The organism is Microbacterium sp. cf046, assembly GCF_900114345.1.
Lineage (GTDB): Bacteria > Actinomycetota > Actinomycetes > Actinomycetales > Microbacteriaceae > Microbacterium.
Window position 1 is genome coordinate 433997 of the sequence record NZ_FOZJ01000003.1, and the last position, 24022, is coordinate 458018.

The window sequence follows — 24022 nt, forward strand, 5'->3', positions numbered from 1 at the left end:
CAGCGAACGAGCGGAGCTGAGATGACCCGGAATCTGGTGATGTGCCTCGACGGCACCGCCGGGCAGGTGCGCGGCAAAGGAGACTCGAACAGCGTGCGGCTGTATGAGCTGCTCGACCTGACCGATGAGACGAAGCAGGTCGCCTACTACGACCCCGGTGTGGGCACGTTCTCCTCTCCCGGCGCATGGACTCCGTTCGCCCGGTGGTTCTCGCGGATGGGCGGTCTGATCTGGGGCGCCGGACTGCGGGAGAACCTCGGCGACGCCTACCTGTGGCTCATGCGCACCTGGCAGCCGGGCGACCGCATCTACATCTTCGGGTTCAGTAGAGGGGCGTTCACGGCGCGAGCGGTCACCGGCATGCTGCGGCTGATCGGACTGATGCGACCGGGGTCGGAGAATCAGCTGCAGTACGCGGTGTCGGAATACGCGCGAAAGGGCGGGGAGAAGTCGATCCCGTGGGATGAGATCCACCGGTTCTCCGGGCTGTTCGCACGGCAGATCGACGGCCGGAGCACGATCCCGGTGGAGTATCTCGGCGTCTGGGACACGGTGAAGGCGATGGGGCTGCTGCGCTCCGCGCCGAAGTGGCCGTTCACCCGCACGACCCCGAATGCGCTCCGCATCCGCCATGCCGTCTCGATCGACGAGCGCCGCCGGCCGTTCCGCGAGTATCTCTGCGAGATCGAGGAGCGGAGCCGACTCGAAGAGGTCTGGTTCGCAGGTGTGCACTCCGACGTGGGTGGAACCTACCCCGACGACCCGCGACTGTCGACGATCGCCCTCGCCTGGATGCTGGAGGGGGCCGTGGAGTCCGGACTCCTCATCGACGAGCGCGCGGTGCGCAGGGCGGTCGGAAAGGTCGCCGCGACGGACGCCGCCGCCACGGCGCACCGCAACGGCTGGGCGTGGTCGCTGCTGTTCCCGCGGACGCGTCCGGTGCCTCGCGGTGCGGTCGTGCACGCGAGCGTGCGCGAGCGAATGGCCGCGCTGCCGGACTACAAACCCGTCCTCACCGACGTCACGTGGGCCGACGAGGGCTGGGCTAAACCGCGGGAACCGTAGCCGCGGGAATCGTGCCCGTGTCGATCACGAAGCGGTAGCGCACGTCTCCGCGCACGACGCGGTCGTAGGCGCCGGTGACATCGTCCGCGGTGATCGTCTCGATCACCGAGGCGATGCGGTGGTCCGCGCAGAAGTCGAGCATCTCCTGCGTCTCGCGGATGCCGCCGATGTTCGAGCCTGCGATCGACCGGCGCGCACCGGTGAGTGAGAACACCCGGAACCGCTGGGGCTTCTCGGGCAGCCCGACGAACACGAGCGCGCCGTCCAGTCGGAGCGTCGACAGATAGCGATCGACATCGATGTCGGCGGAGACTGTGTTGATGATCAGGTCGAAGCGGTTTCGCAGCGACTTCAGCGTCGAGGGATCCGCGGTGGCGAAGTACTCGTCCGCGCCGAGTGCGAGGCCCTCGTCCTGCTTGGCGAGCGTGCGGGAGAGCACGGTCACGTGCGCTCCCATGGCGTGCGCGATCTGCACCGCCATGTGCCCGAGGCCGCCCATGCCGATGACGGCGACGCGCGTACCCGGGCCGGCGTTCCAGTGCCTCAGCGGCGAGTACGTCGTGATGCCCGCGCACAGCAGGGGAGCGGCGGCATCGAGCGGGATGCCGTCGGGGATGCGCAGCACGTAGTTCTCGTCCGCGACGATCAGGGTGCTGTACCCGCCGTACGTCTCGCTGCCGTCGTACTGGCGGCCGTTGTAGGTGGCGACGTTCCCCTTGAGGCAGAACTGCTCCTCGCCGGCGAGGCAGTTCTCGCACTCGCGGCACGAATCGACGAAGCATCCGATCCCGACGCGGTCTCCGACCGCGTGCTTGGTGACCTTCGCGCCGACCTCGCGCACGATCCCGGCGATCTCGTGGCCGGGGACCATCGGGAAGATCGCGCGGCCCCATTCCTCGCGCGCCTGGTGGATGTCGGAGTGGCAGATGCCCGCGTACGCGATGTCGATCAGCACGTCGTTCGGGCCGACGTCGCGGCGATCGATCGTGCCGCGCTCGAAGGCTTGACCGGGAGTGAGCACGACGAGGGCAGGAGTCGAGATGGGCATCTCAGGATCATTTCACGGCGCGGACGAGGCTCGGGCCGAGAGGCCCTGACAGGGCCTGGGTCCGTGTGGTCGCGCGGCGTAATGTCGGGCGCATGGACAATCGCAGCGAGATCCGCGAGTACCTCGCGTCGCGGCGCGCGAAGATCACCCCGGCACAGGCGGGACTGCCCGCCTTCGGTGGCAATCGGCGACTTCCCGGATTGCGGCGCGAAGAGGTCGCGATGCTCGCCGGCGTGAGCGTCGACTACTACACGCGGCTGGAGCGCGGCAACTTCGGCGATGTCTCGCCGGGCATCTGGGAGGCCATCGCCCGCGCACTGCAGCTGGACGAAGCCGAGCGCGAGCACCTGCTGCATCTGGCTCAGGCGAACTCTTCGCCGCGGCCGCGGCGGCGGTCCGGCACCTCGCTCGTCCGCCCGACCGTGCAGCGCATCCTCGACGCGATAACCGACGCCCCTGCGATGGTGCGCAACACCCGGCGCGACCTGCTCGCCTCCAACGCGCTGGGCGGGGCGCTCTACAGCGATGTGTATCTCGAGCAGGCCGAGCGCCCGGTCAACCTCGCCCGGTACGTGTTCCTCAGCGAGCGCTCGAAGGCGTTCTTCCCCGACTGGTCCAAGGCGGCCGGCGACATGGTCGCGAACCTTCGCCACGAAGCCGGTCGTGATCCGTACGACAAGGGTCTTACGGACCTCGTCGGTGAGCTGTCGGTGCGCAGTGAAGAGTTCCGCAGACGCTGGGCCGCGCACAATGTCCGCTTTCACAACTCCGGTGTGAAGAATCTCCACCACCCGGTCGTGGGCGACCTGACCCTCACATACGAGGCGATGGAACTGCCCGCCGACCCGGGGCTGTCGCTGACCGTCTACGGCGCCGAACCCGGCTCGAGCTCGGCGGATGCGCTCCGCCTGCTGGCGAGTTGGGCGTCGAGTCGCGATGCCGCGGCTCTGGCCGTGGACCGGCCGGCAACGGCGGAAGCGGAAGCTGGATAGCCCGCTGCATGCAGGCATTGACAGGGCCTCCCGCGTCGGCGTCCGGGACCCTAGCGTCAAGACATGGAATACACACGACTCGGGACTTCGGGACTGAAGATCAGCCGCATCGCGCTGGGCTGCATGAGCTTCGGCGACACGTCGAAGGGGTTCAACGACTGGGCGCTCGACGACAAGGGCGCCGAGCCGCTCTTCCGCCAGGCGCTCGATCTCGGCATCACGTTCTGGGACACCGCGAACGTGTACGGCCTCGGCACGTCCGAGGAGATCGTCGGCAGGGCGATCAACCGGTATTCGACGCGCGAGCAGATCGTTCTCGCGACCAAGGTGCATTTCCCGATGCACACCGGGCCGGGCGGATCGGGCCTGTCGCGCAAGGCGATCATGGAGCAGATCGACGCCTCGCTGACCCGCTTGGGCACGGACTACGTCGACCTGTACCAGATCCATCGGTTCGACCCGACAGTGCCGGTCGAGGAGACCATGGAGGCGCTGCACGATGTGGTCAAGGCCGGCAAGGCCCGCTACATCGGAGCCTCGGCGATGTGGGCATGGCAGTTCGCCAAGATGCAGCACGCGGCCGACGCGCACGGATGGACGCGGTTCGTCTCGATGCAGGATCAGTACAGCCTCATGTACCGCGAAGAGGAGCGCGAGATGTTCGGGCTGCTCGCCGATCAGGGAGTGGGCAGCATCCCGTACAGCCCCCTCGCCAAGGGACGCGTGGCCCGCCCATTCGGTGAGCACACGAAGCGGTTCGACAGCGACCCCGTCGGCCGCGCGCATTTCGGCGACGGCGACAAGGGCATCATCGACGCGGTGTCGGCCGTCGCACAGGCGCGCGGCATCCCGATGGCGCAGGTCGCGCTCGCGTGGGTGCTGCACAATCCGGTGGTGTCCGCGCCGATCGTCGGCGCCACGAAGTCGCATCACCTCGCGGATGCCGCGGCGGCGCTGGATGTGACCCTCACCGACGACGAGATCGCGACGCTCGAGGCCCCGTATGTGCCTCGGATGCCGGTCGGATACTGACTCGCGGGGGCGCCATGAGCGACTGGACCGAGAGCGAGCTGACCCGGATCGGCGGCGCGGAGGAGCTGCGCGTCGCCTCCATCCGACGCGACGGCACCCAGCGCCCGTATGTGATCGTCTGGGTCGTGCGGGCGGGCGAGGGCCTCTATGTGCGATCCGCGTACGGAAGCGACAACCCCTGGTTCCGGCGAGCGGTCGCCAGCGGCGCCGGCAGGGTGAAGGCCGGCGGCCTCGAGTCGGCGGTGTCGTTCGAGCAGGTCGGCGACGAGGTGAACGATGCCGTCGACGCCGCCTATCACGCGAAGTACGACAAGTACGGCGCCCGCATCGTCGGGACCGTGGTCGGGCCCGAGGCGTGGCCCACGACGCTGCGGCTCGTCTCCCGCACCGAGTGACGTCCCGCACGCTCCTTGTCAAGGCCCTCCTCCCGCGGGGGTCGGCCAAGTAGCGTCACCCGACATGGCCACGACTCAGAAGTCACCGTCCCCCGCCCGTGCGACGAAGCGATCCGCACGTGGCGGAACCGGCGCGAAGTCCACGCGCCGCCAGAACGCGGAGAAGGGGTTCGTCGCCTCGAAGGAGCTCGGCGCGAACCTCCAGGCGGTGCTCGTCGACCTCCTCGAGCTGCAGATGCAGGGCAAGCAGGCCCATTGGAACGTCGTCGGCCGGAACTTCCGGGACACGCATCGCATCCTCGACGAGATCATCGAGGCCGCGCGGGAGTTCAGCGACACGGTCGCGGAGCGGATGCGGGCGCTGCACGCGGTTCCGGATGGCCGCAGCGACATCGTCGCCGCCACCACGACGCTGCCGGAGTACCCGCACGGTGAGATCGGCACCTCCGAGACCGTCGACCTGATCACCGTGCGACTCGAGAACACCGTCTCGACGATGCGCGACGTCCACGACGCGGTCGACGAGGAGGACCCGACCAGCGCCGACATCCTGCACGCCTGCATCGAGAAGCTCGAGCAGTTCGCGTGGATGGTCAGCGCCGAGAACCGGTCTCCCGCCCGCGCCTGAGCAACCCTCGCAGTTCGACCCTCCCCGGAAGAAAGGACCGCCCATGCGCGCGTTCACCGTCCTGATCCTCATCGCGGCCGCGGCGGCCGCAGCATATGTCTTCGGTGCCAAAGCGGGCCGCTCCCGCTACCGCGAGATCGTGCACGCGTCCCGCACGTTCCTGAACGACCCGCTCGTGCAGAAGGCACGCGTGCGCGCCGTGAAGAGCGCGAAGCAGGCGACCAAGAAGGCGACGAAGGAGGCCGACCGGCTGCACCGTCGCGCGGTCAAGGCCATGGGCTGAGACCCACCCCGATGGTCCACGGTCCTGGCTACGCTCGAACCACGTGTCGGGACAGGAGGAGATCGTGAGTGGACCGCAATTCTCGGCGCTCGTCGTGATGGGTGTTTCGGGGTCGGGCAAGACGACCGTGGCGGCGGCAGTCGCGGAGCGCGTCGGGGCGCTCTTCCTCGACGCGGACGACTTCCATCCGGCATCCAACACCGCCAAGATGGCCGCCGGAACGCCCCTGACCGACGCCGATCGCGCACCATGGCTGGCGGCCGTCGGTGACGAGCTCGCGCGTCGGACTGCATCGGGCGCACAGGTCGTGTTGGCGTGCTCGGCTTTGAAGCGCGCCTATCGGGACGTGCTCCGCGAGCGCGGCGGCGATGTCTGCTTCGCCCTGCTGGACGGCTCGCCCGAGCTGCTCGCCGACCGCATCGGCGCACGAGCGGGGCACTTCATGCCCGCCACCCTGCTCGGGTCGCAGCTCGTCGCCCTCGAGAGACTGCAGCCGGACGAGACCGGCTTCTCGGTCGACGTGGCGCAGACACCCGACCGGATCGCCGACACCGTCGTGGCGTGCTGGCGCGACGTGGCCGAGCTCGCGGCCCGCCGGTCACGCGAGACATGACATTCTGAGTCCACGCCCACGCACGAAGGAGAGCTCATGGCCGGCAAGTACGACCTCGATGTGACCACACTCGGCGAACTGCTCGATGACCCCCAGGCTCGGGAGATCATCGTGGAGATCGTCCCCGAACTGCCGGATCACCCCATGATCGGGATGGTCAAGGGGATGCCGGCGAACACCGTGCTGGCGATGGCGGCGGGACAGCTGCCCGCCGACACGGCCGCGCTGCTCAAGGAGCGCATCACCGCGCTGTAAGTCGCTGCCCGTCCCGGCGCGCGAAACTTCACAGTCGGCGGGTGCGCGGGGCGTCTAGCCATGCATCTGCGAAGTTTCGCGGGCAGAGGCGGGGGCGGGGGTCAGCCCCCAGTCGAGCGCCGCACGATCAGTTCGGGCTGGAACACCGTCTGCCGCGCGATGCTCTCGGGATCGGCCGCCTCCTCGAGCAGGATCCGCAGCGCCGTCCGGCCGATCATCCGGCTGGGCTGGCGCATCGAGGAGAGCGGCACCGCCGCTGCCGCGGCGAACGGGATGTCGTCGAAGCCGATGATCGCGATCTCCTGAGGGACCAGCATCCGTCCGTCGACGATGAGCGACTGCAGCAGACCGAGCGCGAGCAGGTCGTTGGCCGCGAAGAGCGCGTCCGGCCAGTCGCGACGCGGACGGGCGAGGATGCGGGCCCCAGCGGCCGCTCCCTCCTCGACGGTCATCGCCTCCGTCGCGATCACCTCGATCTCGACCGGTCTCGCGGCGTTCTCGGCGGCGACCCGGGCCCCGGCGAGCCGGTCGTTCACCTGCCGGATGTCGAACGGGCCGCCGACGAACGCGATCCGCCGCCTGCCGGTCTCGATCAGGTGCTCGACGGCCATCCGTCCGCCCATCACACTGTCCACCGAGACGGATGAGAACCGTCCGTCGCCGCTGAAGCGGTCCACCAGCACCGCGGCGATGCCCCGCGCCCGCAGCCGCTGCAGCCGAGCAGTGATGTCGCCGTACGGCGCGATCAGCACGCCGCGCACCTGCTGCTCCTCGAACAGGTCGAGATAGACCTTCTCGCGGGCGTGATCCTCGTCGGTGTTGCCGTACAGGATCGCGATGTTGTGGCGGGTGCCCTCGTCTTCGGCTCCGCGCACGACATCCGTGTAGAACGGGTTCTGCCCGTCCAGCACCACGAAGCCCACGGTGGAGCTCACGCCGCCGCGCAGCTTCCGGGCCGCGTCGTTGCGCACGTAGCCGAGCTCCTCGATCGCGCGATTGACGCGGTCGACCGAGTCGAGGGACACCTCTTCGGGCCGGTTGAGCACGTTCGAAACGGTGCCGACGGAGACGCCTGCGCGCTGCGCAACATCTCGGATACTCGCCGGCACTGGCGTCCCGCCCTTCATCGGTCACGATTCGGTCAAGGTTCCCTGCGGACTTGACCGTTTCACTCGGTCTCCATAGAGTATCTGAAATCAACCTGAATCGATTCAGGAACTTTTCACCTCGACGAGGAGGCCGCTGTGGCAGATGCCGACGCCGATGCGACCGCATCCGGGCACGCGCTCGAATTGCGACGTGTGGTCAAGTCGTTCGGTCCCGTGGTCGCCCTCCGTTCGGGCAGTCTCACGCTCGACCGCGGGTCCATCCACGCGCTGATCGGGGAGAACGGCGCAGGCAAGTCCACGCTCGTCAAGGTCATCGCGGGGCTCTATCGGCGCGACTCGGGTGAGTTCCTGCTCGACGGCGAACCGGTGGACTTCTCCAGCACCGCCCAGTCCAAGGCCGCCGGCATCGCCGTGATCTACCAGGAGCCGACGCTGTTCCCCGACCTGTCGGTCACCGAGAACATCTTCATGGGTCGCCAGCCGACCAACCGGATCGGTCGCATCGACCGCCGCGCGATGCGCGACGAGGCGACGCAGATCTTCGCCCGGCTCGGCGTCGCCCTCGATCCGGAGCGGATCACCGAGGGCCTCTCGATCGCCGATCAGCAGATCATCGAGATCGCCAAGGCCATCTCGCTCGATGCCCGGGTGCTGATCATGGACGAGCCGACCGCGGCGCTGTCCGGCGTGGAGGTCGAGCGGCTCTTCGCCGTCGCCCGCAGCCTCCGCGACGAGGGCCGCGCGCTGCTGTTCATCTCGCACCGCTTCGACGAGGTGTTCGCGCTGTGCGACACGGTCACCGTCATGCGCGACGGCTCGTACGTCGACACGACCCCGATCTCAGAGACCAGTGTCGACGAGCTCGTGCGGCAGATGGTCGGCCGCGACGTGACGGACCTGTACCCGAAACTGCCCGCCGACGTCGGCGACGTCGTGCTCGAGGTGAACGGGCTGACGCGCGTCGGTGTCTTCCGCGACATCACCTTCACCCTCCGTGCCGGTGAGATCGTCGGTCTCGCGGGCCTCGTCGGTGCCGGGCGAAGCGAGGTCGCACGCGCGATCTTCGGCGTCGACCCCTACGAGAGCGGCTCCGTCCGCCTGCACGGCAAGCCGCTGCCCAAGTCGAGCCCGCGCGCCGCGACCGCACGCGGCCTGGCCCTTGTTCCCGAGGACCGCCGCAAGCAGGGCCTCGTGCTGGATGAGAGCGTGACCCGCAACGTGACCCTCGCGATCCGCACCAAGCTCGCGAAATGGGGCCTGCTGTGGGGAGGCGCCGAAAACCGCGCCGCGCAGGAGTGGGCGAGCCGGCTCGAGGTCAAGACGGCCGCGCTGGATGCCGAGACCGGCACGCTGAGCGGCGGAAACCAGCAGAAGGTCGTGCTCGGCAAGTGGCTCGCCACCGAGCCGACTGTGCTGTTCGTCGACGAGCCGACCCGCGGCATCGATGTCGGCACGAAGGCCGAGGTGCACCGGCTCCTCAGCGAGCTGGCCCAGCAGGGCCTCGCGATCCTCATGATCTCGTCCGAGCTGCCGGAGGTGCTGGGAATGGCCGACCGCGTGCTCGTCATGAGGGAGGGTCGCCTGACCGGCGAATTCTCCCGCGCTCAGGCGACGCCTGAAGCCGTCATGTTCGCGGCGACCGCGGATGCGGAGGTGGCCCAGTGACCGCCGTCGAGACCCGCCCGGTGCAGCCGGGATCGAGCGCCGCGACGGCGATCGTGCGGAAGATCGCGACGGCGCGAGAGACCGGCATCCTGATCGCCCTGCTCGTCGTGATCGTGGTCGCGACGATCAGCAATCCCTCGTTCCTCTTCTCCAACGACGGCTTCCGCGATCTGCTGCTCACGCCGTCGCTGCTGCTCCTGGTCGCGGTGGGCTCGGCGATCGTCATCATCACCCGCAACGTCGATCTGTCGGTCGGCTCGATCGTGGGCCTGACTGCCTATCTCACCGGCCGGATGTTCATCGACATCCCCGGCATCCCGCTGATCGGCGTGTTCGTGGCCGGTGTGCTGCTGGGCGGCTTCCTGGGTCTGATCAACGGCGCACTCGTCGCGTTCGCCCGCGTTCCGGCGCTGGTGATCACCCTCGGAACGCTCTACATCTACCGCGGCATCAACGTCGCGTGGGCAGGCGGCAACCGGATCAACGCATCGGATCTGCCGAAGGACTTCCGCGCGCTCGGCACCGACCGCATCCTCGGCATCCCGATCCTGACGATCATCGCCGCGGTCGTCCTGATCGCCGCCGCCTGGTACCTGCGCAACCTCCGCTCGGGCCGCGAGCTCTACGCGATCGGGTCCGATCCGGCCGCCGCGCACCTCTACGGTCTGCGCGTGACCCGCCGCATCATCGGCGCCTTCGTGGTCTCCGGTGCGCTGTCGGGCCTGGCCGGCGTGCTCTACGCGGCGCGCTACGGCACGGTCAGCTCGGCCGCCGGCTTCGGCTGGGAGCTGCAGGCGATCGGTGCCGCGGTGATCGGCGGCGTGGCGATCTCGGGCGGTGTCGGCACCGTATGGGGCGCCGCGATCGGTGCGTACCTGCTGCTCACGATCAACCGCGCCCTCCCGATCCTCGGGATCGACGACTTCTGGCAGCGCGCCGTGGTCGGCGTGCTCATCATCGGCTCGATCGTGCTGGACCGCGTCCTCGCGGTGCGCCAGCATCGACGACTCATCGCTCAACGGGAGGTGGACCGATGACCGCCGCGACTGCCAGTTCGAGTGAGCGCGTCGCGCCGGCGCGCGTGTACAAGCTGCACACCCGCCCCGCGTGGCGCCGCATCCTGCTGACCCGCGAGGCGGCGATCATCGCACTGCTGATCCTCGTGATCGTCGTCGCCTCGGCGACCGTGCGGAACTTCGACAGCCCGCTGACGGTCACCTACCTGCTGCGCAGCGTCGCGCCGATCCTCCTGATCGCGCTGCCGATGACGCTCATCATCATCACCGAGGAGATCGACCTGTCGGTCGCGAGCATCGTCGGCCTGACGAGCGTGATGACCGGCATCCTCACCAACGCCGGATGGCCGTTCGCGTTCGCCGCCCTCACGGCGATCCTCGTCGGGGTCGTGTGCGGAGCGGTCAACGGCTTCCTCGTCACGGTCGTCGGGCTCCCTTCGCTCGCCGTCACGATCGGCACGCTCGCGCTGTTCCGCGGCATCGCGGTGGGCCTCCTCGGCACGACGGCGATCACCGACTTCCCGGAGTTCTGGACGGATCTGGCCAAGGCGAACATCCCCGGTACGCCGATCCCGGTGATCATGATCCCGTTCGTCGTCCTCGCGATCATCTTCGCCGTGCTCCTGCACTTCACCCCGTTCGGCCGCACGCTGTACGCGATCGGCCTGAACAAGGAGGCCGCGCAGTTCTCCGGCATCGATGTGGGCCGCACGAAGTTCATCCTCTTCGTGCTCAGCGGTGCGGTCTCCGGCTTCGCCGGCGTGTACTTCACCCTCCTGTACAGCAACGCCCGCGGCGACAACGCGATGGGCATGGAGCTGCAGATCATCGCCGCCGTCCTCCTCGGCGGCGTGTCGATCTTCGGCGGCCGTGGAGCTCTGCACGGCGTCATCGCCGGCGTGCTCCTGATCGGAACGCTCGGGAGCGCACTGCGCCTCGCCGGAGTGACCAGCGACATCATCAACGTGATCACCGGCGTGCTGCTCATCGCCTCCGTGGTCTCGGCAAGCCTCCTCGGATGGCTGCAGAAACGAAGGACTGCAGCGATCGGCAAGAGGAAGGGACGAGCCGGCGCGTCAACGGACGCGACCTGACCTGCCCGCACCAAACAACCTTCGAACCAACTGCACCAGGAAGGAAACAATGATGTTCGCAATGCAGCGCAAGCGGCGCATCGCCACCACCGCAGCCGCCCTCGCGGTCGGCGTGACGCTCTTCGTGACCGGATGCTCCGGCTCGGGGGGCGGCACCGAAAGCGGCGGCTCCGGCGGGGAGGACGCCAACCTGTCGATCACGATGCTGCCGAAGAACCTCGGCAACCCGTACTTCGACACGTCGACCGGTGGCGCCCAGGAGGCCACCGAGGAGTTCGGCGGCACGTTCGAGGAGGTCGGCCCGAGCGAGGCGTCGCCCACCTCGCAGGTGGAGTACATCCAGACCGCGGCCCAGCAGGGTGCCGGCGGGCTGATCGTCTCGGCCAACGACCCGGAGGCGATCTGCGACGCACTGAACGAGGCCCGGGATGCCGGCGTCAAGGTCGTCACGTTCGACTCGGACACGAACCCGGACTGCCGCGACCTGTTCATCAACCAGGCCACCGCGGAGGGCATCGCGAAGATCCAGGTCGACCTGATCGCGGAGCAGATCGGCGACGCCGGTCAGATCGCGATCCTCTCGGCATCCGCCAACGCGACGAACCAGAACGCGTGGATCGACACGATGAAGGAGCTGCTCGCCTCGGATCACCCCGACATCGAGCTCGTCGAGGTCGTCTATGGCGACGACGATGACCAGACCTCGTTCGACAAGACCGCGGCGCTGCTGCAGACCTACCCGGAGCTGAAGGGCATCATCTCGCCCACCACCGTCGGCATCTCGGCTGCGGCACGGTACCTGTCGACCTCGGAGTACAAGGGCAAGGTCGCACTGACCGGCCTGGGCACCCCGAACCAGATGCGCGAGTACGTCGAGGACGGCACCGTCACCGCGTTCGCGCTGTGGAACCCGGCGGACCTCGGCTACCTGGCCGCGTACGCGACCCAGGCGCTGATCACGGGTGAGATCACCGGGGCAGAGGGCGACTCGTTCGAGGCCGGCAAGCTCGGCTCGTTCGAGGTCGGACCCGACGCGGCAGTCCTGCTCGGCGACCCGTACGTGTTCGACGCGGACAACATCGGCGACTTCGACTTCTAAGCCGGACAGCCGGCGGCGCGCCCGATCCCTCCGGGGGTCGGGCGCGCCGCGCTGTGCTCAGGTGTTCCGTCGAGACCTCAGAGACGCACCGTCCGCCCGGCGTGTCACCCTGCAGCTGTGAAGTTTCGCGCCCGGGCTTGACTCTCAATAGTTCAGATACAAAACTATAAATGGACGAAGGAGTCGGACTGCATTGGGGGCTGAGGTGGGAAACGGCCAGGTCGACGCGGTGCGGCTCGCCGCGATCATCTCGCCACTTCGACGCACGCTGCTCACTGCGGCCCGAAGCGCACAGAAGCTGCCCGAGATCCCCGACTCTCAGGTCGAGATCGTCCGGTCGCTGCCTCGCGGCACCACCTCCGGCCCGGGTGAGCTCGCCGAGCGTCTCGGACTCAGCCGCTCCGCTGTCAGCAACCTGCTCGGCGCGATGGAGGAACGTGACCTGATCGTGCGTCGACCGCGCGAGGAAGACCGCCGCCAGGTCGACGTGATAGCCACCGAGCGCGCGCTCAGCCTGTTCGAGCGCTTCGATCGCGCATCCGCCGCGCTCGTCGCCGGTGCCGCCGCGCGCCTCTCGCCGGAGGATCAGGCGGCACTCGCGGCAGCAGTGCCCGCGCTCGAGCGACTCCGCGACGCCCTCGTCGACGAGTACGACCAGAACGTCGCCGGCCCTCGCAATACGGCAACCGCGTCCACCCTCTTGACGAAGGAGTCCAGAAACTGATGACCTCTCTGCGCCAGCGCCTCACCAGGGCGCTCGATGCCCGCACATACAAGGGCGTAGACCTGGGCCCGCACGAAATCGAGATCCAGCGAGACCTGCGGGTTCCCATGGACGACGGCGTCGAGCTGCTCGCCGACCTCATCCGGCCGGTAGGCGGTGGTGACCCGGACATGCCGACCGTGCTCATCCGTGGACCCTACGGCCGCCGCGGACCGCTTGCAGGGTCTGCGCGGGCCCTGGCGTACGAGGGCTTCACGGTGCTCTTCCAGAGCTGCCGCGGAACCTGGGGTTCGGCAGGAACCTTCACCCCGCAGATCGACGACCAACGCGACGGCATCGCCACCCATCGATGGGTGCGCCGCCAACCGTGGTTCACCGGCACCCTCGTGACGTATGGACAGAGCTACATGGGCTTCACCCAGTGGGCGGTCGCGGGCAAGCTGCAGCGGGACGATCCGGCGATCGCTCCGGACGCGCTCGTGCTCATCACCACCATGCCGGACTTCGGCGCGATCACCTGGGACAACGGCGCGCTGGCCCTGCGCAACGCGCTCGGGTGGTCGCGCATGATGCATCGCATGCGCAGGGGCGGGCTGGCGCTCATCGGCATCGCGTTTCCCGATCCCAAGCTCGATAAGGCCTTCGGCGTGCTGCCGCTGAGCAAGGGTGACTCGGCCGCGACGGGGGAGCCGATCCACTGGTACCAGGACTGGATCGAGCACGAGGACCTGGGCGACGAGTACTGGACGCAGCAGTCGCACACGGCGTCCGTGCCCGATGTGACTGCACCGATCTACATGATCACGGGATGGTATGACATCTTCCTGCCCTGGCAGCTGCGCAACTACGCCCAGCTCGCCGCGGTCGGGCGGGCGCCGCGGCTCACGATCGGGCCATGGGGACACACGTCGCGAGGGATGGCCGCCCCGGCGCACACCGAGACTATCGAGTTCTACCGCGAGCACTTCGCCGCGGACGCCTCGACACGCGCTGCGCCGGTGCGCGCCTATCTCACGGGCGCAGACGAGTGGCACGACCTGCCCTCGTGGCCGCCTGCTGACTCCGTCGTGCAGGACTGGTTCCCGAGTGCGGACGGCGGGCTGACGACGGATGCTGCGACCACGGGCGTCACTCGATACACGTACGATCCGAACGATCCGACGCCCGCGATCGGCGGACCGAGCCTGCTTCCGAAGACCGAACCGGTCGACAACGCCGAGCATGAGAAGCGGTCGGACGTCGCTGTGTTCCGAGGAGAACCGCTCACCGATTCACTCACGCTGGCCGGTGAGCCGGTGGCACGCATCCGGTTCCGTTCGAGCGCGCCGAGCTACGACGTGTTCGTCCGCATCACAGACGTGCACCCCGACGGTCGCTCGATGACCGTGTGCGACGCCATCCGCCGCATCGGCTCGATCGGCACCACCGCGACCGACCCGGAGCCCGATGCGGATGGGTTCCGGGAGGTCGAGGTGCGACTCTGGCCGACATTCCACCGATTCGCCGCCGGGCATCGGGTCGGCATCCAGATCAGCTCCGGCGCGCACCCGCGCTACGCACGCAACCCGGGGTCGGGGGAGCCGGCATCCTTCGCCCAAGACATCGTGACCGGGCGGCAGGAGATCTCGCACGAAGGCCCGCGCGCGTCGCGCATCGCGCTGCCGGTGTGGTCGGCATGAGCGCGCCCGTGCCCGACCTCGAGCGCGCGTTCCGGGTCGTCGTGCATCTCGGCCCGCTCCAGGATCACGGCATGACGCGCGCCGGTCATCGTCGGGTCGTCCCGATCGTCGGCGGGTCGGTCAGCGGCGCGTTCGAGGCTGAGATCCTGCCCGGGGGTGCGGACTGGCAGATTGTTCGCGCCGACGGATCCATCGAGGTCGACGCGCAGTACTCGGCCCGGACGCCATCCGGCGCACTGGTCCTGCTGCACGCGACGGGCGTGCGCACTGGCCCGCCCGACGTTCTGGCGGCCCTGCTGCGCGGGGAGTCGGTCGATTCGTCGGAGTACTACTTCCGCACGGTCGTGCGCATCGAGACCTCGGATGCGACGCTAGCGCCCCTGCAGCACGCCCTGTTCCTTGCCGCCGCCGTGCGCGAGGCCGAGCGGGTCACCTACACGGCGTACCGGGTGACCTGAGCGCCGGACTGCGGATGCCTCAGCCGGCGGTGAGTGTGAGGGTGGCAGGGGCCATCCCGGCCGCAGACACCGTCACCGTGATCGTTCCTGCGCCGGTAGGTCGCACGATCGCCAGGGCCCGCCCGTCGTAGGTCGTCACCTCTGTCGCGCCGAACGATTCCTCGGTGCGCGCTCGACCGGTGCCGATCCCGGCGAGCACGGCAGGCCCATCGACGCTCACGCTCACGACACGGTCCGCGTCGCCGACGGTCGTGCCCGCGGCATCCGTCAGCGCGATCTCGACGTACGCGAGGTCGTCGGAGCTCGCTGCGATCGACGAGCGCTCGGCGGTCACCGTCAGGAAGGTCTCGCCGGTCGCGGTGCGCAGCGTGTGTCTGCCGGTCTCGGCACCTCCGGTGCGCGCGATCGCCACGAGCTCGCCCGGGCGGTACTCGGTTTCGAAGCGCGCGACGAAGGCCTTCTCCGCCCCGACACGCGCCGTCCCCACGGTCGCGCCGTCGAGCTGGAGCTCGACCTCGTCCGCGTCGCTGTACACATCCACCCGGACGGGGGAGCCGGGCTCGACGGCCCAGGTCCAGCGCGCGATCGCGTCGTCCCACGACCACGGCGTCAGGAAGGTCGGGCGCCCGTGATGCTGCGGGCGGTGCACCGCGATGTAGGGGGCCGAGCGCAGCCCGTAGACGATCTCGCGGTAGTACGACACGGTGCGCCGGTAGCCCGTGATGTCGATGTCGCCGCACTCGGCGAGGAGGTAGGGGTACGGCCCCGACGTGCCGGTGGCGACATAGCCGTCGGCATCGGTGTAGTCGACGCGCCCGATGCCGGCCTCGCCGATGTAGTCCCACCCCGTCCAGGTGAAGTCCCCGATCACGTGCGGAAGCCGCGTGACGAGATCCCACATGCGGTCGATGCGCTCGGGGAACGTCTCCGAGCCCACGATCACCCGGTTCGGGAAGAGCCCGGCGTCCAGCTCGTAGCGCGAGTCCGCGTAATTGAACCCCACGATGTCGAGCACCGCCGCCGACTCCTCGGTCGAGTCGGTGATCAGCGACGACGCGTTCATGAGCGACATCTGCTCGCCCATGTTCGCCATCATCGTGTTGGGGTCGGACGCCTCGCCTTCCCCGTCCGCCGCCGCAGCCGCCGCCATCGCCTCCTGCATGCGGTCGAGATTCGCGATGATCCCGTTGATGCCGTTCGTGACGAAGCGCGTGTCATCGAGTGCGCGCACACCCTCGGCGAGGCGCCGGCTCCAGGCTGACCCGATGGGCGTCGCGAGCTCGAGGATCTCGTTGCCGATCGAGTACATGACCACGCTCGGGTGGTTGAAGTCCTTCGCCACCAGCGCCGCGACATCGTCCTGCCAGCGCTCCGAGAACGTCAGCGATGAGTCGAACGCCGTCTTCGAGCGCGTCCAGACGTCGCTCAGCTCGTCCATCACGAGCACGCCGTGGCGGTCGCACGCATCGAGCATCGCCCGGCTCATCGGGTTGTGCGCGCTGCGCAGCGCATTGAAGCCGGCAGCCTTCAGCAGCCGGACACGACGGTCCTCGGCGGCCCCGATCGTGGCCGCGCCGAGCGGGCCGTTGTCGTGGTGCACGCACGCGCCGCGCATCTTCACGGTCTGCCCGTTGATGCGCAGGCCGTTCGCCGGGTCCAACTGCAGACGACGGATGCCGAACCGCGTCGTCTCCTCGTCGACAGGGCCGCCGTCGAGGTCGGTCAGGACGGCGCGTACGCTGTAGAGGTCGGGGGAGTCGGGGTGCCAGAGGCTCGGTTCGGCGACGCTCAGGCGAGCCCGCGCTGTGGCGACCTCGCCGGGCAGGACAGTCAGGGGCGACGAACCCGCGGCCACCTCGGCGCCGTCCGGCCCGGTCACCGACCAAGAGATGCGGCTCGTCGAGGTGTGCCGCGCGACATTCTCGACCGTCGTGGCGATGGAGATCACGGCGCGGTCGTCATCGATGTCCGGTGTGGTCACGCGCGTGCCGCCGAGGGCGATGTGGGTCGGCTCGGCGACCAGGAGGTGCACCGGCCGGTATATGCCCGCGCCGGTATACCAACGGCTGTCCTTGTGCACGCGCGCCTCGACGGTGATGCGGTTCGCCTCGCCGAAGCGCAGGAACGGGTCGAGGGTCACTGCGAACGCGGCGTACCCGCCCGCCTGGTGCGCCGCGAACTCGCCGTTCACGAACACCACGGCGTCGCGGTACACGCCTTCGAACTCGACGATGACGGTCTTCTCGCGCCACTCGGCCGGCACCTCGAAGCTCTTCGCGTACTCGAACACACCACCGGCGTGGTACGCCGCGTGCACACCCTGGTCGCTGTCTGGGGACCGGGGCTGGTCGCGCTGCGCATCGTGCGGGAGGGTGACGGCGCGCGGGGCGGTCGCGGCATCGGCGGACTCGAACGCGCCCAGTTTGGGGCCGACCGTCCAGCCGTCGGTGAAGGGTACGCGGATCATGTGCCGTCTCCTCGAGCGGGTTCGCGGGGCGCCGGATCGACCGAATCCGGTCGCGCGCTGCCACAAGCTTGTCAGATCCAGCTGCGGATGTTACCGGTCACGTCGCGGCCGCATGCTGTGCTCAGGCGCTCGGCGACCGGGTGGACTCCCGCACGATGAGGTGGGTCGGCAGCGGCGTGTCCTCGGTCACACTGTCTGGTTCCTCGACCGCGACCAGCACCTTCTGCATGATGAGCTCGCCGAGGGCGGCGAAGTCCTGCCGCACGGTCGTGAGCGGTGGATAGAGGTACGCCGCTTCGGGCACGTCGTCGAATCCGACGACGCTCACGTCCTCGGGAACCCGGAGTCCGCGTTCGCGCAGTGCCGACAGCAGACCGATCGCCATGAGGTCGTTCGCGGCGAAGATCGCCGTGCCGGGCCCCACGTCCAGCTCCGCGCCGATGCGGTGGCCACTGGCCGCGGACCAGTCGCCGTAGACGGGGTCGACGGTCTCGAGCCGGCGGGAGGCGAGTTCGTCGCGCCACCCCCGGACGCGCTCGAGCGCGTCCGGTGCGCGACTGGCCCCGGCGACATGCAGGATGCGGGTGTGCCCGAGCTCGGCGAGGTGACGCACCGCGGCCCGCGCGCCCCGGTACTGGTCGATCGACACGATCAGCGGGCTGCGGCGACCCGTTGAGGCGGCCGCGACCACGGGGATGCTGAGGTCGAGTCCGCGTACCACCTCCAGGACGCCGACATCCACGACGATCAGGACGATCGCGTCGACCCGCTGTCGAAGAAGCCCCTCGATCACACCGCGCACGCCGTCGGGATCGGGATCCAGCGCGCTCACGGTCTCGACGTTGTAGCGCTCCGCTCGCGCGGCGAAGTTGAAGCTCATCGCGATCGAGGTGGGGCCGTAATCGGAGACGCCGGGCGCGACGAGCCCGATCGTGCGAGTGCGTCGTGTGACCAGCGCCCGGGCCGCGGGCGAAGGGCTGTAGCGCAACTGGGCGATCGCGCTCTGCACGCGCTCGCGCGTCGCCGGCCGCACATTCGGCAGGTCGTTGAGCACGCGCGAGACGGTCTGGTGCGAGACCCCCGCGAGACGCGCCACATCGAAGATGTTGGCGGCACGGGCGGACTTGTCGTCCGTCACTCCGGCCCTCCGCTCGTCGCGGCGTCACGGGGTGCGGCGGCGTCAGGAGGTGCCGCGGCGAGCACGCTCTCGCTGAGCTCATCGGGCTGGGCGACCAGGGCCATGAGGGATTCGACGGTGAGGTCCTCGGAGGGAAGCGTCTCGACGATGCGCCCGGCGCGGAGGACTGCCACGCGGCTCGCGACGCGGAGGACCTCTTCGAGCTCGGCCGAGATGAACACGACGGACAGACCGTTGTCGGCGAGTTCGCCGACCAGATTCTGGATCTCGACCTTGGCGCCGACATCGATCCCGCGAGTCGGTTCGTCCAGGACGATTACCCGCGGCGACAGGGCGAGCAGCCGTGCCAGCAGCACCTTCTGCTGGTTGCCGCCGGAGAGCGTGCCCGCCGGTCGGTCGGGGTCGGCCGGCCGGATGTCCAGCGCCTCGATCCAGCTCATCGCCAGCTCGCGGCGACGCTGGGGTCGCATGCGTCGAAGGATGCCGCGCTCGGACTGCAGGGCGAGCGTGATGTTCTCCTGCACGCTGAGCTCGCTGATGATGCCCTCGCTGCGACGGTTCTCCGACGAGTACACGACGCCGAGCGAGATCGCCTTGCGCGGGCTGGTCAGATCGACCGGCTGTCCGCTGATCGTGATGATCCCAGCATCCAGCCTGTCGATCCCCGTCACGGCGCGCGCGAGCTCCGTTCTTCCCGATCCGAGCAGCCCGGCCAGGCCGAGCACCTCGCCTTCGGCGAGCTCGATCGCAGCGCCGGTGATGCCGGGCGCCCGAGTGACTCCTTCACTCCGGATGACCGGCACGGCCTCGGGCGGCGCGGGCTCCACGCGCGCCCGCGTGCCGAGCTCAGCGGCACTGCGGCCGAGCATCTTCTGCACGAGATCGATGCGCAGCAGCTCCGACGGCACGTATTCGCCGACGAGCCGGCCGCCGCGCAGCACGGTGATCCGGTCGCAGATCTCGTAGACCTGCTCGAGGAAGTGCGAAACGAAAAGGATCGCGACGCCGCGCTGCGTCAGATCGCGCATCACCCGGAACAGCTCGGCGACCTCGTCGACGTCGAGGCTCGAGGTGGGCTCGTCGAGGACGAGCACGCGGACGTCGGTCGAGATCGCCCGCGCGATCGCGACGAGCTGCTGCACGGCGAGGGAGTGGGTGCCCAGGATCGAGGCCGGGTCGATCTCGAGCCCGAGATCCGCCAGCACCGCTCGCGCCCGCACGCGCATGGCCCGCCAGTCGATCACACCGAGCCGGCGCGGCTCCCGCCCGAGGCAGATGTTCTCCGCGACCGTCAGATTCGGCAGCAGGTCGATCTCCTGGTACACCGTGCTGATTCCCGCTCGCAGCGCGTCGATCGGCGCGGCGAAATGCACGCGCTCGCCACCGAGGCGCACCTCCCCGGCATCCAGTCGCTGGGCACCGGTGAGCGCCTTGATGAGTGTCGACTTGCCGGCGCCGTTCTCACCCATGAGCGAATGGACCTCGCCGGGGAACATCCGGAAGTCGACGCCGTCCAACGCGGTCTCGGCACCGAACCGGACCGTCACTCCCGTGAGCTCCAGGAGCGGCGGCGGCTCGTCCATTCCGCCATTATGTCGCGTCGTCCGAGCGCCGCCCCTCACCGCGCCGCCGCTCACGGGCCCGCCCGGACTACCGCCGCCTGTCGGCGCGCGAGACGATCACACGCTGGACGACGATGAACAGCAGCAGCAGGGCGCCGATGATGATCCGCGTCCAGGACTGCTCGGCGCCCATGAAGGAGATCACCGACGTGATCGTCGCGTAGACGAGCACGCCGACCAGCGAGCCGAGCACATATCCGCTCCCGCCCGTCAGGATCGTCCCGCCGATCACGACCGCGGCGATCGTGTCGAGTTCGGTGCCGACGCCGTTGAGCGGGTAGCCGGCGCCCGAGTACGCGGTCAGCACCAGACCGGCGAGGCCGCCGCACACGCCGCTGATGACGTACACCAGCACCTTCGTGCGAGCGACAGGCAGGCCCATCAGCCGCGCCGACTGCTCGCTGCCGCCGATCGCGTAGATCGTGCGTCCGAACCGGGTCCACTGCAGCACGTACACACCGATCGCGACCACCAGCAGCGCGATGATCCCGGTCGGGGTGATGTACCAGCCCGCGAGCTGGAAGCGCGTCGACTGGAGCCAGAGGATCGCGGGGTCCTCGACCTTGATCGAGGAGAGGCTCACGACGAAAGCCAGCCCGCGCGCCAGGAAGAGCCCCGCGAGGGAGGCGATGAACGGCTGCACGTCGAAGTACTGCACGAGCACGCCGATCAGCAGTCCGATGGCCGCACCGCCCAGGATCATCAGCGGGATCACCACCGCCGCGGGCAGGCCATCGGCCAGCAGCTTCGCGCACAGGATCCCGGTGAACGCCATCACGGAGCCCACTGACAGGTCGATGCCGCCCGTGAGGATCACGAAGGTCATGCCGACGGCGAGGATCACCAGATACGCGTTGTCCAGCAGGAGCGAGGACAGGTTGCGAGGGGTGATGAAGTTGCCGAACGCGATCTGGGCACCGACGAGCAGCACGATCAGGATCACGAGCGCGGCGAATGTCGGCAGCAGGGAGGAGTGCCGGTTCATGAACGTGCGGTAGCGCGACGCGCCGGCAACCGTTCGCCGGGTCGGGGTCTCGAGACTCGTGGTCACGATGCCACCTCCGCATTCCGTGGCGTGCTGCGCGAGCGCAGCGATCGTCCGACGTTGCGCGCGAGGCGGTGCACCCGCGGCGATTGGATCAGGACCACGATGATCACCACGCTGGCCATGAAGACCGGGCTCGCGGCGGGCGGCACTCCCAGGAACGTGATGGTCGAGGTGAGGGTCTGGATCGTGAACACGCCGATCACGGTGCCCGCGATCGTGAATTTACCGCCGGTGAGCGCGGTGCCTCCGAGCACCACCGCGAGGATCGCGTAGAGCTCGATGTACAGGCCGGCCGCATTCGCATCAGCCGCCATGATGTTCGAGCTGTAGAGGATCCCGGCGATGCCGGCCAGGACGCCGCTCGCGACGTACGCGCCCCAGATGATTCCGCGCGACCGCACGCCGGCGAGCCGGCTCGCGACGGGGTTGATCCCCACCGACTCGGTGAGCACCCCGAGCGCGGTCCGCCGTTCGATGATCGCGATGATCACGATCGCGGCGACGGAGACGAAGAACGCGAACGGCAGCCCGATCACGTACCCCTGCGACATGAACTTGTACGGATCGCTGTTGACGGTGGTGATGAAGCCCTCGGTGATCAGGAGTGCGATCCCTCGCCCGGCGAGCATGAGCACGAGGGTCGCGATGATCGGCTGGATGCCGAGCACGGCGACGAGGAATCCGTTCCAGACTCCGAGGACGAGCGAGACCAGGACGCCGACCCCGATCGCGACGGCCACGGTCCCGAGGCTGTTGGGGGAGTCCGAGGTGTCGATGATGGTCAGCGCCACCGCCCCGGAGACCGCCATGATCGCGCCGACCGACAGGTCGATGCCCCGTGTGGCGATCACGATCGTCATTCCGAGTGCCACGAGCATGAGTGGAGCGCTGTTGCGGAGGATGTCGATCAGCGAGCCGTAGAGCTCGCCGTCGCGGACGGTGATGCTGAGGAACGACGGCCGTGAAGCCGTGTTGAGCGCGATGAGCGCGATGAGCGCCGCTGTCGGCCAGAACAGCCGGTGCCGCAGGATCTTCTTCACGCTGCACTCCCCTCGCCGGCGTTGGCGATGTAGTCGATGAGACCGTCGAGGTCGACGGTGTGGGATTCGAGCTCCCCGATCCGGCGCCGGTCGCGCATCACCACGACGCGCTGCGCCAATCGAAGCACTTCTTCGAGTTCGGAGGAGATGAAGATGACGGAGAGTCCCTGCTCCGACAGCTCGGCGACCTTGCGCTGGATGTCGGCCTTCGCACCGATGTCGATGCCTCGCGTGGGTTCGTCCAGGACCAGCAGCTCCGGTGCGGTCGCGAGCCAGCGTGCCAGGAGCACCTTCTGCTGATTGCCGCCGGAGAGGTTCCGCACCAGCTGGTCGGGGTCGGCCGGGCGGATGCCGAGCGCGGTCATGTACTCCGAGACGATGGCCTCGCGCTCCGCGCGCCCGACCCTGCGCATCCAGCCGCGCTGCGCCTGGATGCCCATCACGATGTTCTCGGCGACCGTCAGGTCGGCGATCAGTCCCTCCGCCCGACGGTCTTCGGAGGAGTAGGCGATGCGCTCGGCGATCGCGTGGCGCGGCGAGGACATCCGCACCGGAGTCCCGCCCACTTCGACGGTCCCCGAATCCGCGCGGTCCGCCCCGTACAGGAGGCGGACGAGCTCGGTGCGTCCGGACCCGAGCAGCCCCGCAAGGCCGACGACCTCTCCTTCGTAGACGTCGAGGTCCGTAGGCTCCAGCAGTCCACGGCGACCGATGCCGGTCGCCCGCAGCACCGGGGCTGCGCTGCGGTCGATCGTGCGATCGGCTGCCCGCGAGATCGCGGCGAGCTCATCGAGCTCGCGGCCGATCATCTTGGTGACCAGGTCACCGCGGGGGAGGTCGCCGATGAGGTATTCACCCACGAGCTGGCCGTTGCGCAGCACCGTGATGCGGTCGGAGATCTCGTACACCTGATCGAGGAAGTGGCTGACGAACAGCACCGCCACGCCCGCGTCGCGCAGGTCGCGGATCACCGCGAACAGCTGCTCGACCTCGCCGCGGTCCAGGCTGGAGGTCGGCTCGTCGAGGATGAGCACCTTCGCATCCAGCACCATCGCTCTGCTGATCGCGACGAGCTGCTGGATCGCGATCGAGTGGCTGGAGAGGATCGAGCGCGTGTCGATGCGGAGGCCGAGGCTGTCGAGGTGACGCGCGGCGTCGCGGTGCACGCCCTTCCAGTCGATTCCGCCGCGTGCGCGCGGCTCATGGCCGAGCATCACGTTCTCGCCGACGGAGAGGTTCGCGCACAGGTTGACCTCCTGGTACACCGTCGAGATGCCGGCCGACTGGGCATCGGCGGTGCTTCCGAACACGCGAGCCTCCCCGGCCACCGTGATCGATCCGCTGTCGATCGGGTAGACGCCGGTCAGCGCCTTGATCAGGGTGGACTTGCCGGCGCCGTTCTCTCCCATCAGGGAGTGGATCTCGCCGGCCCGCAGCACGAAGTCGACGGCATCGAGGGCGAGGACGCCGGGGAAGCGGATCGTGATGTCGCGCATCTCGACGAGTGCGGGGGCTTCAGGGTCCGAGGGCATGGGTGCAACACCTTCCGGCT

At 68.9% G+C, this 24022-nt stretch carries 23 protein-coding genes; 15 read left to right on the forward strand and 8 right to left on the reverse strand.

Annotation, left to right across the window (positions count from 1 at the left end; translation table 11 throughout):
• Positions 1 to 21: 21 nt before the first annotated feature.
• The gene (locus tag BM349_RS14450; protein ID WP_091707620.1) at positions 22 to 1065 is read left to right on the forward strand and encodes a DUF2235 domain-containing protein; all 1044 of its coding nucleotides are present in this window, start codon (positions 22 to 24) and stop codon (positions 1063 to 1065) included.
• On the opposite strand, the gene BM349_RS14455 is transcribed toward BM349_RS14450, so the two are convergent.
• Positions 1046 to 2113, reverse strand: a complete 1068-nt coding sequence (locus tag BM349_RS14455) for an NAD(P)-dependent alcohol dehydrogenase (protein WP_091707621.1) — start codon at positions 2111 to 2113, stop codon at positions 1046 to 1048. The two genes, BM349_RS14450 and BM349_RS14455, sit on opposite strands and share 20 nt — an antisense overlap.
• A gap of 92 nt (positions 2114 to 2205) precedes the next feature.
• Between BM349_RS14455 and BM349_RS14460 the strand changes: the two genes are divergently transcribed.
• From BM349_RS14460 to BM349_RS14490, 7 genes are all read left to right on the forward strand, one after another.
• A complete protein-coding gene (locus BM349_RS14460; RefSeq protein WP_091707622.1) occupies positions 2206 to 3105 on the forward strand; it encodes a helix-turn-helix transcriptional regulator in 900 nt (299 codons plus the stop codon).
• A 63-nt stretch (positions 3106 to 3168) separates the two neighbouring features.
• Entirely contained in the window at positions 3169 to 4137 is a 969-nt protein-coding gene (locus BM349_RS14465; protein WP_091707623.1) for an aldo/keto reductase, read from the forward strand.
• 14 nt (positions 4138 to 4151) lie between these two features.
• Positions 4152 to 4532 (forward strand): DUF2255 family protein, encoded by a 381-nt coding sequence (locus tag BM349_RS14470; protein ID WP_091707624.1) that lies wholly within the window; start codon positions 4152 to 4154, stop codon positions 4530 to 4532.
• Positions 4533 to 4596: 64 nt separating this feature from the next.
• The gene (locus BM349_RS14475) at positions 4597 to 5160 is read left to right on the forward strand and encodes a Dps family protein (RefSeq protein ID WP_091707625.1); all 564 of its coding nucleotides are present in this window, start codon (positions 4597 to 4599) and stop codon (positions 5158 to 5160) included.
• A gap of 43 nt (positions 5161 to 5203) precedes the next feature.
• Positions 5204 to 5443 carry a hypothetical protein gene (locus BM349_RS14480; RefSeq protein ID WP_091707626.1) on the forward strand — a complete coding sequence of 80 codons (240 nt, stop codon included), beginning with the start codon at positions 5204 to 5206 and terminating at the stop codon, positions 5441 to 5443.
• A 64-nt stretch (positions 5444 to 5507) separates the two neighbouring features.
• The gene (locus BM349_RS14485; protein WP_091709361.1) at positions 5508 to 6056 is read left to right on the forward strand and encodes a gluconokinase; all 549 of its coding nucleotides are present in this window, start codon (positions 5508 to 5510) and stop codon (positions 6054 to 6056) included.
• A gap of 36 nt (positions 6057 to 6092) precedes the next feature.
• Positions 6093 to 6311, forward strand: a complete 219-nt coding sequence (locus BM349_RS14490) for a hypothetical protein (protein ID WP_091707628.1) — start codon at positions 6093 to 6095, stop codon at positions 6309 to 6311.
• Between the two features lie 101 nt (positions 6312 to 6412).
• Here the strand turns inward: BM349_RS14490 and BM349_RS14495 are convergent, their stop codons facing one another.
• Positions 6413 to 7420, reverse strand: coding sequence for a LacI family DNA-binding transcriptional regulator (locus tag BM349_RS14495; RefSeq protein ID WP_091707630.1), 1008 nt, complete (start codon positions 7418 to 7420; stop codon positions 6413 to 6415).
• Positions 7421 to 7555: 135 nt separating this feature from the next.
• Between BM349_RS14495 and BM349_RS14500 the strand changes: the two genes are divergently transcribed.
• The 7 genes from BM349_RS14500 (at position 7556) to BM349_RS14530 (ending at position 15155) form a co-directional block, all read left to right on the forward strand.
• Positions 7556 to 9085, forward strand: a complete 1530-nt coding sequence (locus BM349_RS14500) for a sugar ABC transporter ATP-binding protein (RefSeq protein WP_091707631.1) — start codon at positions 7556 to 7558, stop codon at positions 9083 to 9085.
• A 50-nt stretch (positions 9086 to 9135) separates the two neighbouring features.
• The gene (locus BM349_RS14505; RefSeq protein ID WP_254774008.1) at positions 9136 to 10122 is read left to right on the forward strand and encodes an ABC transporter permease; all 987 of its coding nucleotides are present in this window, start codon (positions 9136 to 9138) and stop codon (positions 10120 to 10122) included.
• Complete coding sequence (locus BM349_RS14510; RefSeq protein ID WP_091707636.1) at positions 10119 to 11195, forward strand: ABC transporter permease; 1077 nt, start codon at positions 10119 to 10121, stop codon at positions 11193 to 11195. The genes BM349_RS14505 and BM349_RS14510 overlap by 4 nt, the downstream gene beginning before the upstream one ends.
• 49 nt (positions 11196 to 11244) lie before the next feature.
• Complete coding sequence (gene rhaS / locus BM349_RS14515) at positions 11245 to 12294, forward strand: rhamnose ABC transporter substrate-binding protein (RefSeq protein WP_175525317.1); 1050 nt, start codon at positions 11245 to 11247, stop codon at positions 12292 to 12294.
• A 205-nt stretch (positions 12295 to 12499) separates the two neighbouring features.
• On the forward strand, positions 12500 to 13018 hold the full coding sequence (locus BM349_RS14520) for a MarR family transcriptional regulator (RefSeq protein ID WP_175525318.1): 519 nt from the start codon (positions 12500 to 12502) through the stop codon (positions 13016 to 13018).
• Positions 13018 to 14697: a CocE/NonD family hydrolase gene (locus tag BM349_RS14525; protein ID WP_091707642.1), complete on the forward strand. Its 1680-nt coding sequence runs from the start codon at positions 13018 to 13020 to the stop codon at positions 14695 to 14697. The genes BM349_RS14520 and BM349_RS14525 overlap by 1 nt, the downstream gene beginning before the upstream one ends.
• Positions 14694 to 15155, forward strand: coding sequence for a DUF3237 domain-containing protein (locus tag BM349_RS14530; RefSeq protein ID WP_091709367.1), 462 nt, complete (start codon positions 14694 to 14696; stop codon positions 15153 to 15155). The genes BM349_RS14525 and BM349_RS14530 overlap by 4 nt, the downstream gene beginning before the upstream one ends.
• Before the next feature lie 19 nt (positions 15156 to 15174).
• Here the strand turns inward: BM349_RS14530 and BM349_RS14535 are convergent, their stop codons facing one another.
• The 6 genes from BM349_RS14535 to BM349_RS14560 form a co-directional block, all read right to left on the reverse strand.
• On the reverse strand, positions 15175 to 17622 hold the full coding sequence (locus tag BM349_RS14535) for a glycoside hydrolase family 2 TIM barrel-domain containing protein (protein WP_091707643.1): 2448 nt from the start codon (positions 17620 to 17622) through the stop codon (positions 15175 to 15177).
• 121 nt (positions 17623 to 17743) lie between these two features.
• Positions 17744 to 18760 carry a LacI family DNA-binding transcriptional regulator gene (locus tag BM349_RS14540; RefSeq protein WP_091707646.1) on the reverse strand — a complete coding sequence of 339 codons (1017 nt, stop codon included), beginning with the start codon at positions 18758 to 18760 and terminating at the stop codon, positions 17744 to 17746.
• On the reverse strand, positions 18757 to 20343 hold the full coding sequence (locus tag BM349_RS14545; RefSeq protein ID WP_091707648.1) for a sugar ABC transporter ATP-binding protein: 1587 nt from the start codon (positions 20341 to 20343) through the stop codon (positions 18757 to 18759). The genes BM349_RS14540 and BM349_RS14545 overlap by 4 nt, the downstream gene beginning before the upstream one ends.
• 67 nt (positions 20344 to 20410) lie before the next feature.
• Positions 20411 to 21433: an ABC transporter permease subunit gene (locus tag BM349_RS14550; protein WP_254773923.1), complete on the reverse strand. Its 1023-nt coding sequence runs from the start codon at positions 21431 to 21433 to the stop codon at positions 20411 to 20413.
• Entirely contained in the window at positions 21430 to 22470 is a 1041-nt protein-coding gene (locus BM349_RS14555; RefSeq protein ID WP_091707651.1) for an ABC transporter permease, read from the reverse strand. Before BM349_RS14555 ends, BM349_RS14550 begins: the two co-directional genes overlap by 4 nt.
• The gene (locus BM349_RS14560) at positions 22467 to 24002 is read right to left on the reverse strand and encodes a sugar ABC transporter ATP-binding protein (protein WP_091709371.1); all 1536 of its coding nucleotides are present in this window, start codon (positions 24000 to 24002) and stop codon (positions 22467 to 22469) included. The genes BM349_RS14555 and BM349_RS14560 overlap by 4 nt, the downstream gene beginning before the upstream one ends.
• Positions 24003 to 24022: the final 20 nt, after the last annotated feature.

What these genes read in the sequence shown, in the direction of transcription:
- BM349_RS14450 (WP_091707620.1), top strand. Translation starts at nt 22, where the DNA reads ATGACCCGGAATCTGGTGATGTGCCTCGACGGCACCGCCGGGCAGGTG.
- BM349_RS14455 (WP_091707621.1), bottom strand. Translation starts at nt 2,113, where the DNA reads ATGCCCATCTCGACTCCTGCCCTCGTCGTGCTCACTCCCGGTCAAGCC.
- BM349_RS14460 (WP_091707622.1), top strand. Translation starts at nt 2,206, where the DNA reads ATGGACAATCGCAGCGAGATCCGCGAGTACCTCGCGTCGCGGCGCGCG.
- BM349_RS14465 (WP_091707623.1), top strand. Translation starts at nt 3,169, where the DNA reads ATGGAATACACACGACTCGGGACTTCGGGACTGAAGATCAGCCGCATC.
- BM349_RS14470 (WP_091707624.1), top strand. Translation starts at nt 4,152, where the DNA reads ATGAGCGACTGGACCGAGAGCGAGCTGACCCGGATCGGCGGCGCGGAG.
- BM349_RS14475 (WP_091707625.1), top strand. Translation starts at nt 4,597, where the DNA reads ATGGCCACGACTCAGAAGTCACCGTCCCCCGCCCGTGCGACGAAGCGA.
- BM349_RS14480 (WP_091707626.1), top strand. Translation starts at nt 5,204, where the DNA reads ATGCGCGCGTTCACCGTCCTGATCCTCATCGCGGCCGCGGCGGCCGCA.
- BM349_RS14490 (WP_091707628.1), top strand. Translation starts at nt 6,093, where the DNA reads ATGGCCGGCAAGTACGACCTCGATGTGACCACACTCGGCGAACTGCTC.
- BM349_RS14510 (WP_091707636.1), top strand. Translation starts at nt 10,119, where the DNA reads ATGACCGCCGCGACTGCCAGTTCGAGTGAGCGCGTCGCGCCGGCGCGC.
- rhaS (WP_175525317.1), top strand. Translation starts at nt 11,245, where the DNA reads ATGATGTTCGCAATGCAGCGCAAGCGGCGCATCGCCACCACCGCAGCC.
- BM349_RS14525 (WP_091707642.1), top strand. Translation starts at nt 13,018, where the DNA reads ATGACCTCTCTGCGCCAGCGCCTCACCAGGGCGCTCGATGCCCGCACA.
- BM349_RS14530 (WP_091709367.1), top strand. Translation starts at nt 14,694, where the DNA reads ATGAGCGCGCCCGTGCCCGACCTCGAGCGCGCGTTCCGGGTCGTCGTG.
- BM349_RS14535 (WP_091707643.1), bottom strand. Translation starts at nt 17,622, where the DNA reads ATGATCCGCGTACCCTTCACCGACGGCTGGACGGTCGGCCCCAAACTG.
- BM349_RS14545 (WP_091707648.1), bottom strand. Translation starts at nt 20,343, where the DNA reads ATGGACGAGCCGCCGCCGCTCCTGGAGCTCACGGGAGTGACGGTCCGG.
- BM349_RS14560 (WP_091709371.1), bottom strand. Translation starts at nt 24,002, where the DNA reads ATGCCCTCGGACCCTGAAGCCCCCGCACTCGTCGAGATGCGCGACATC.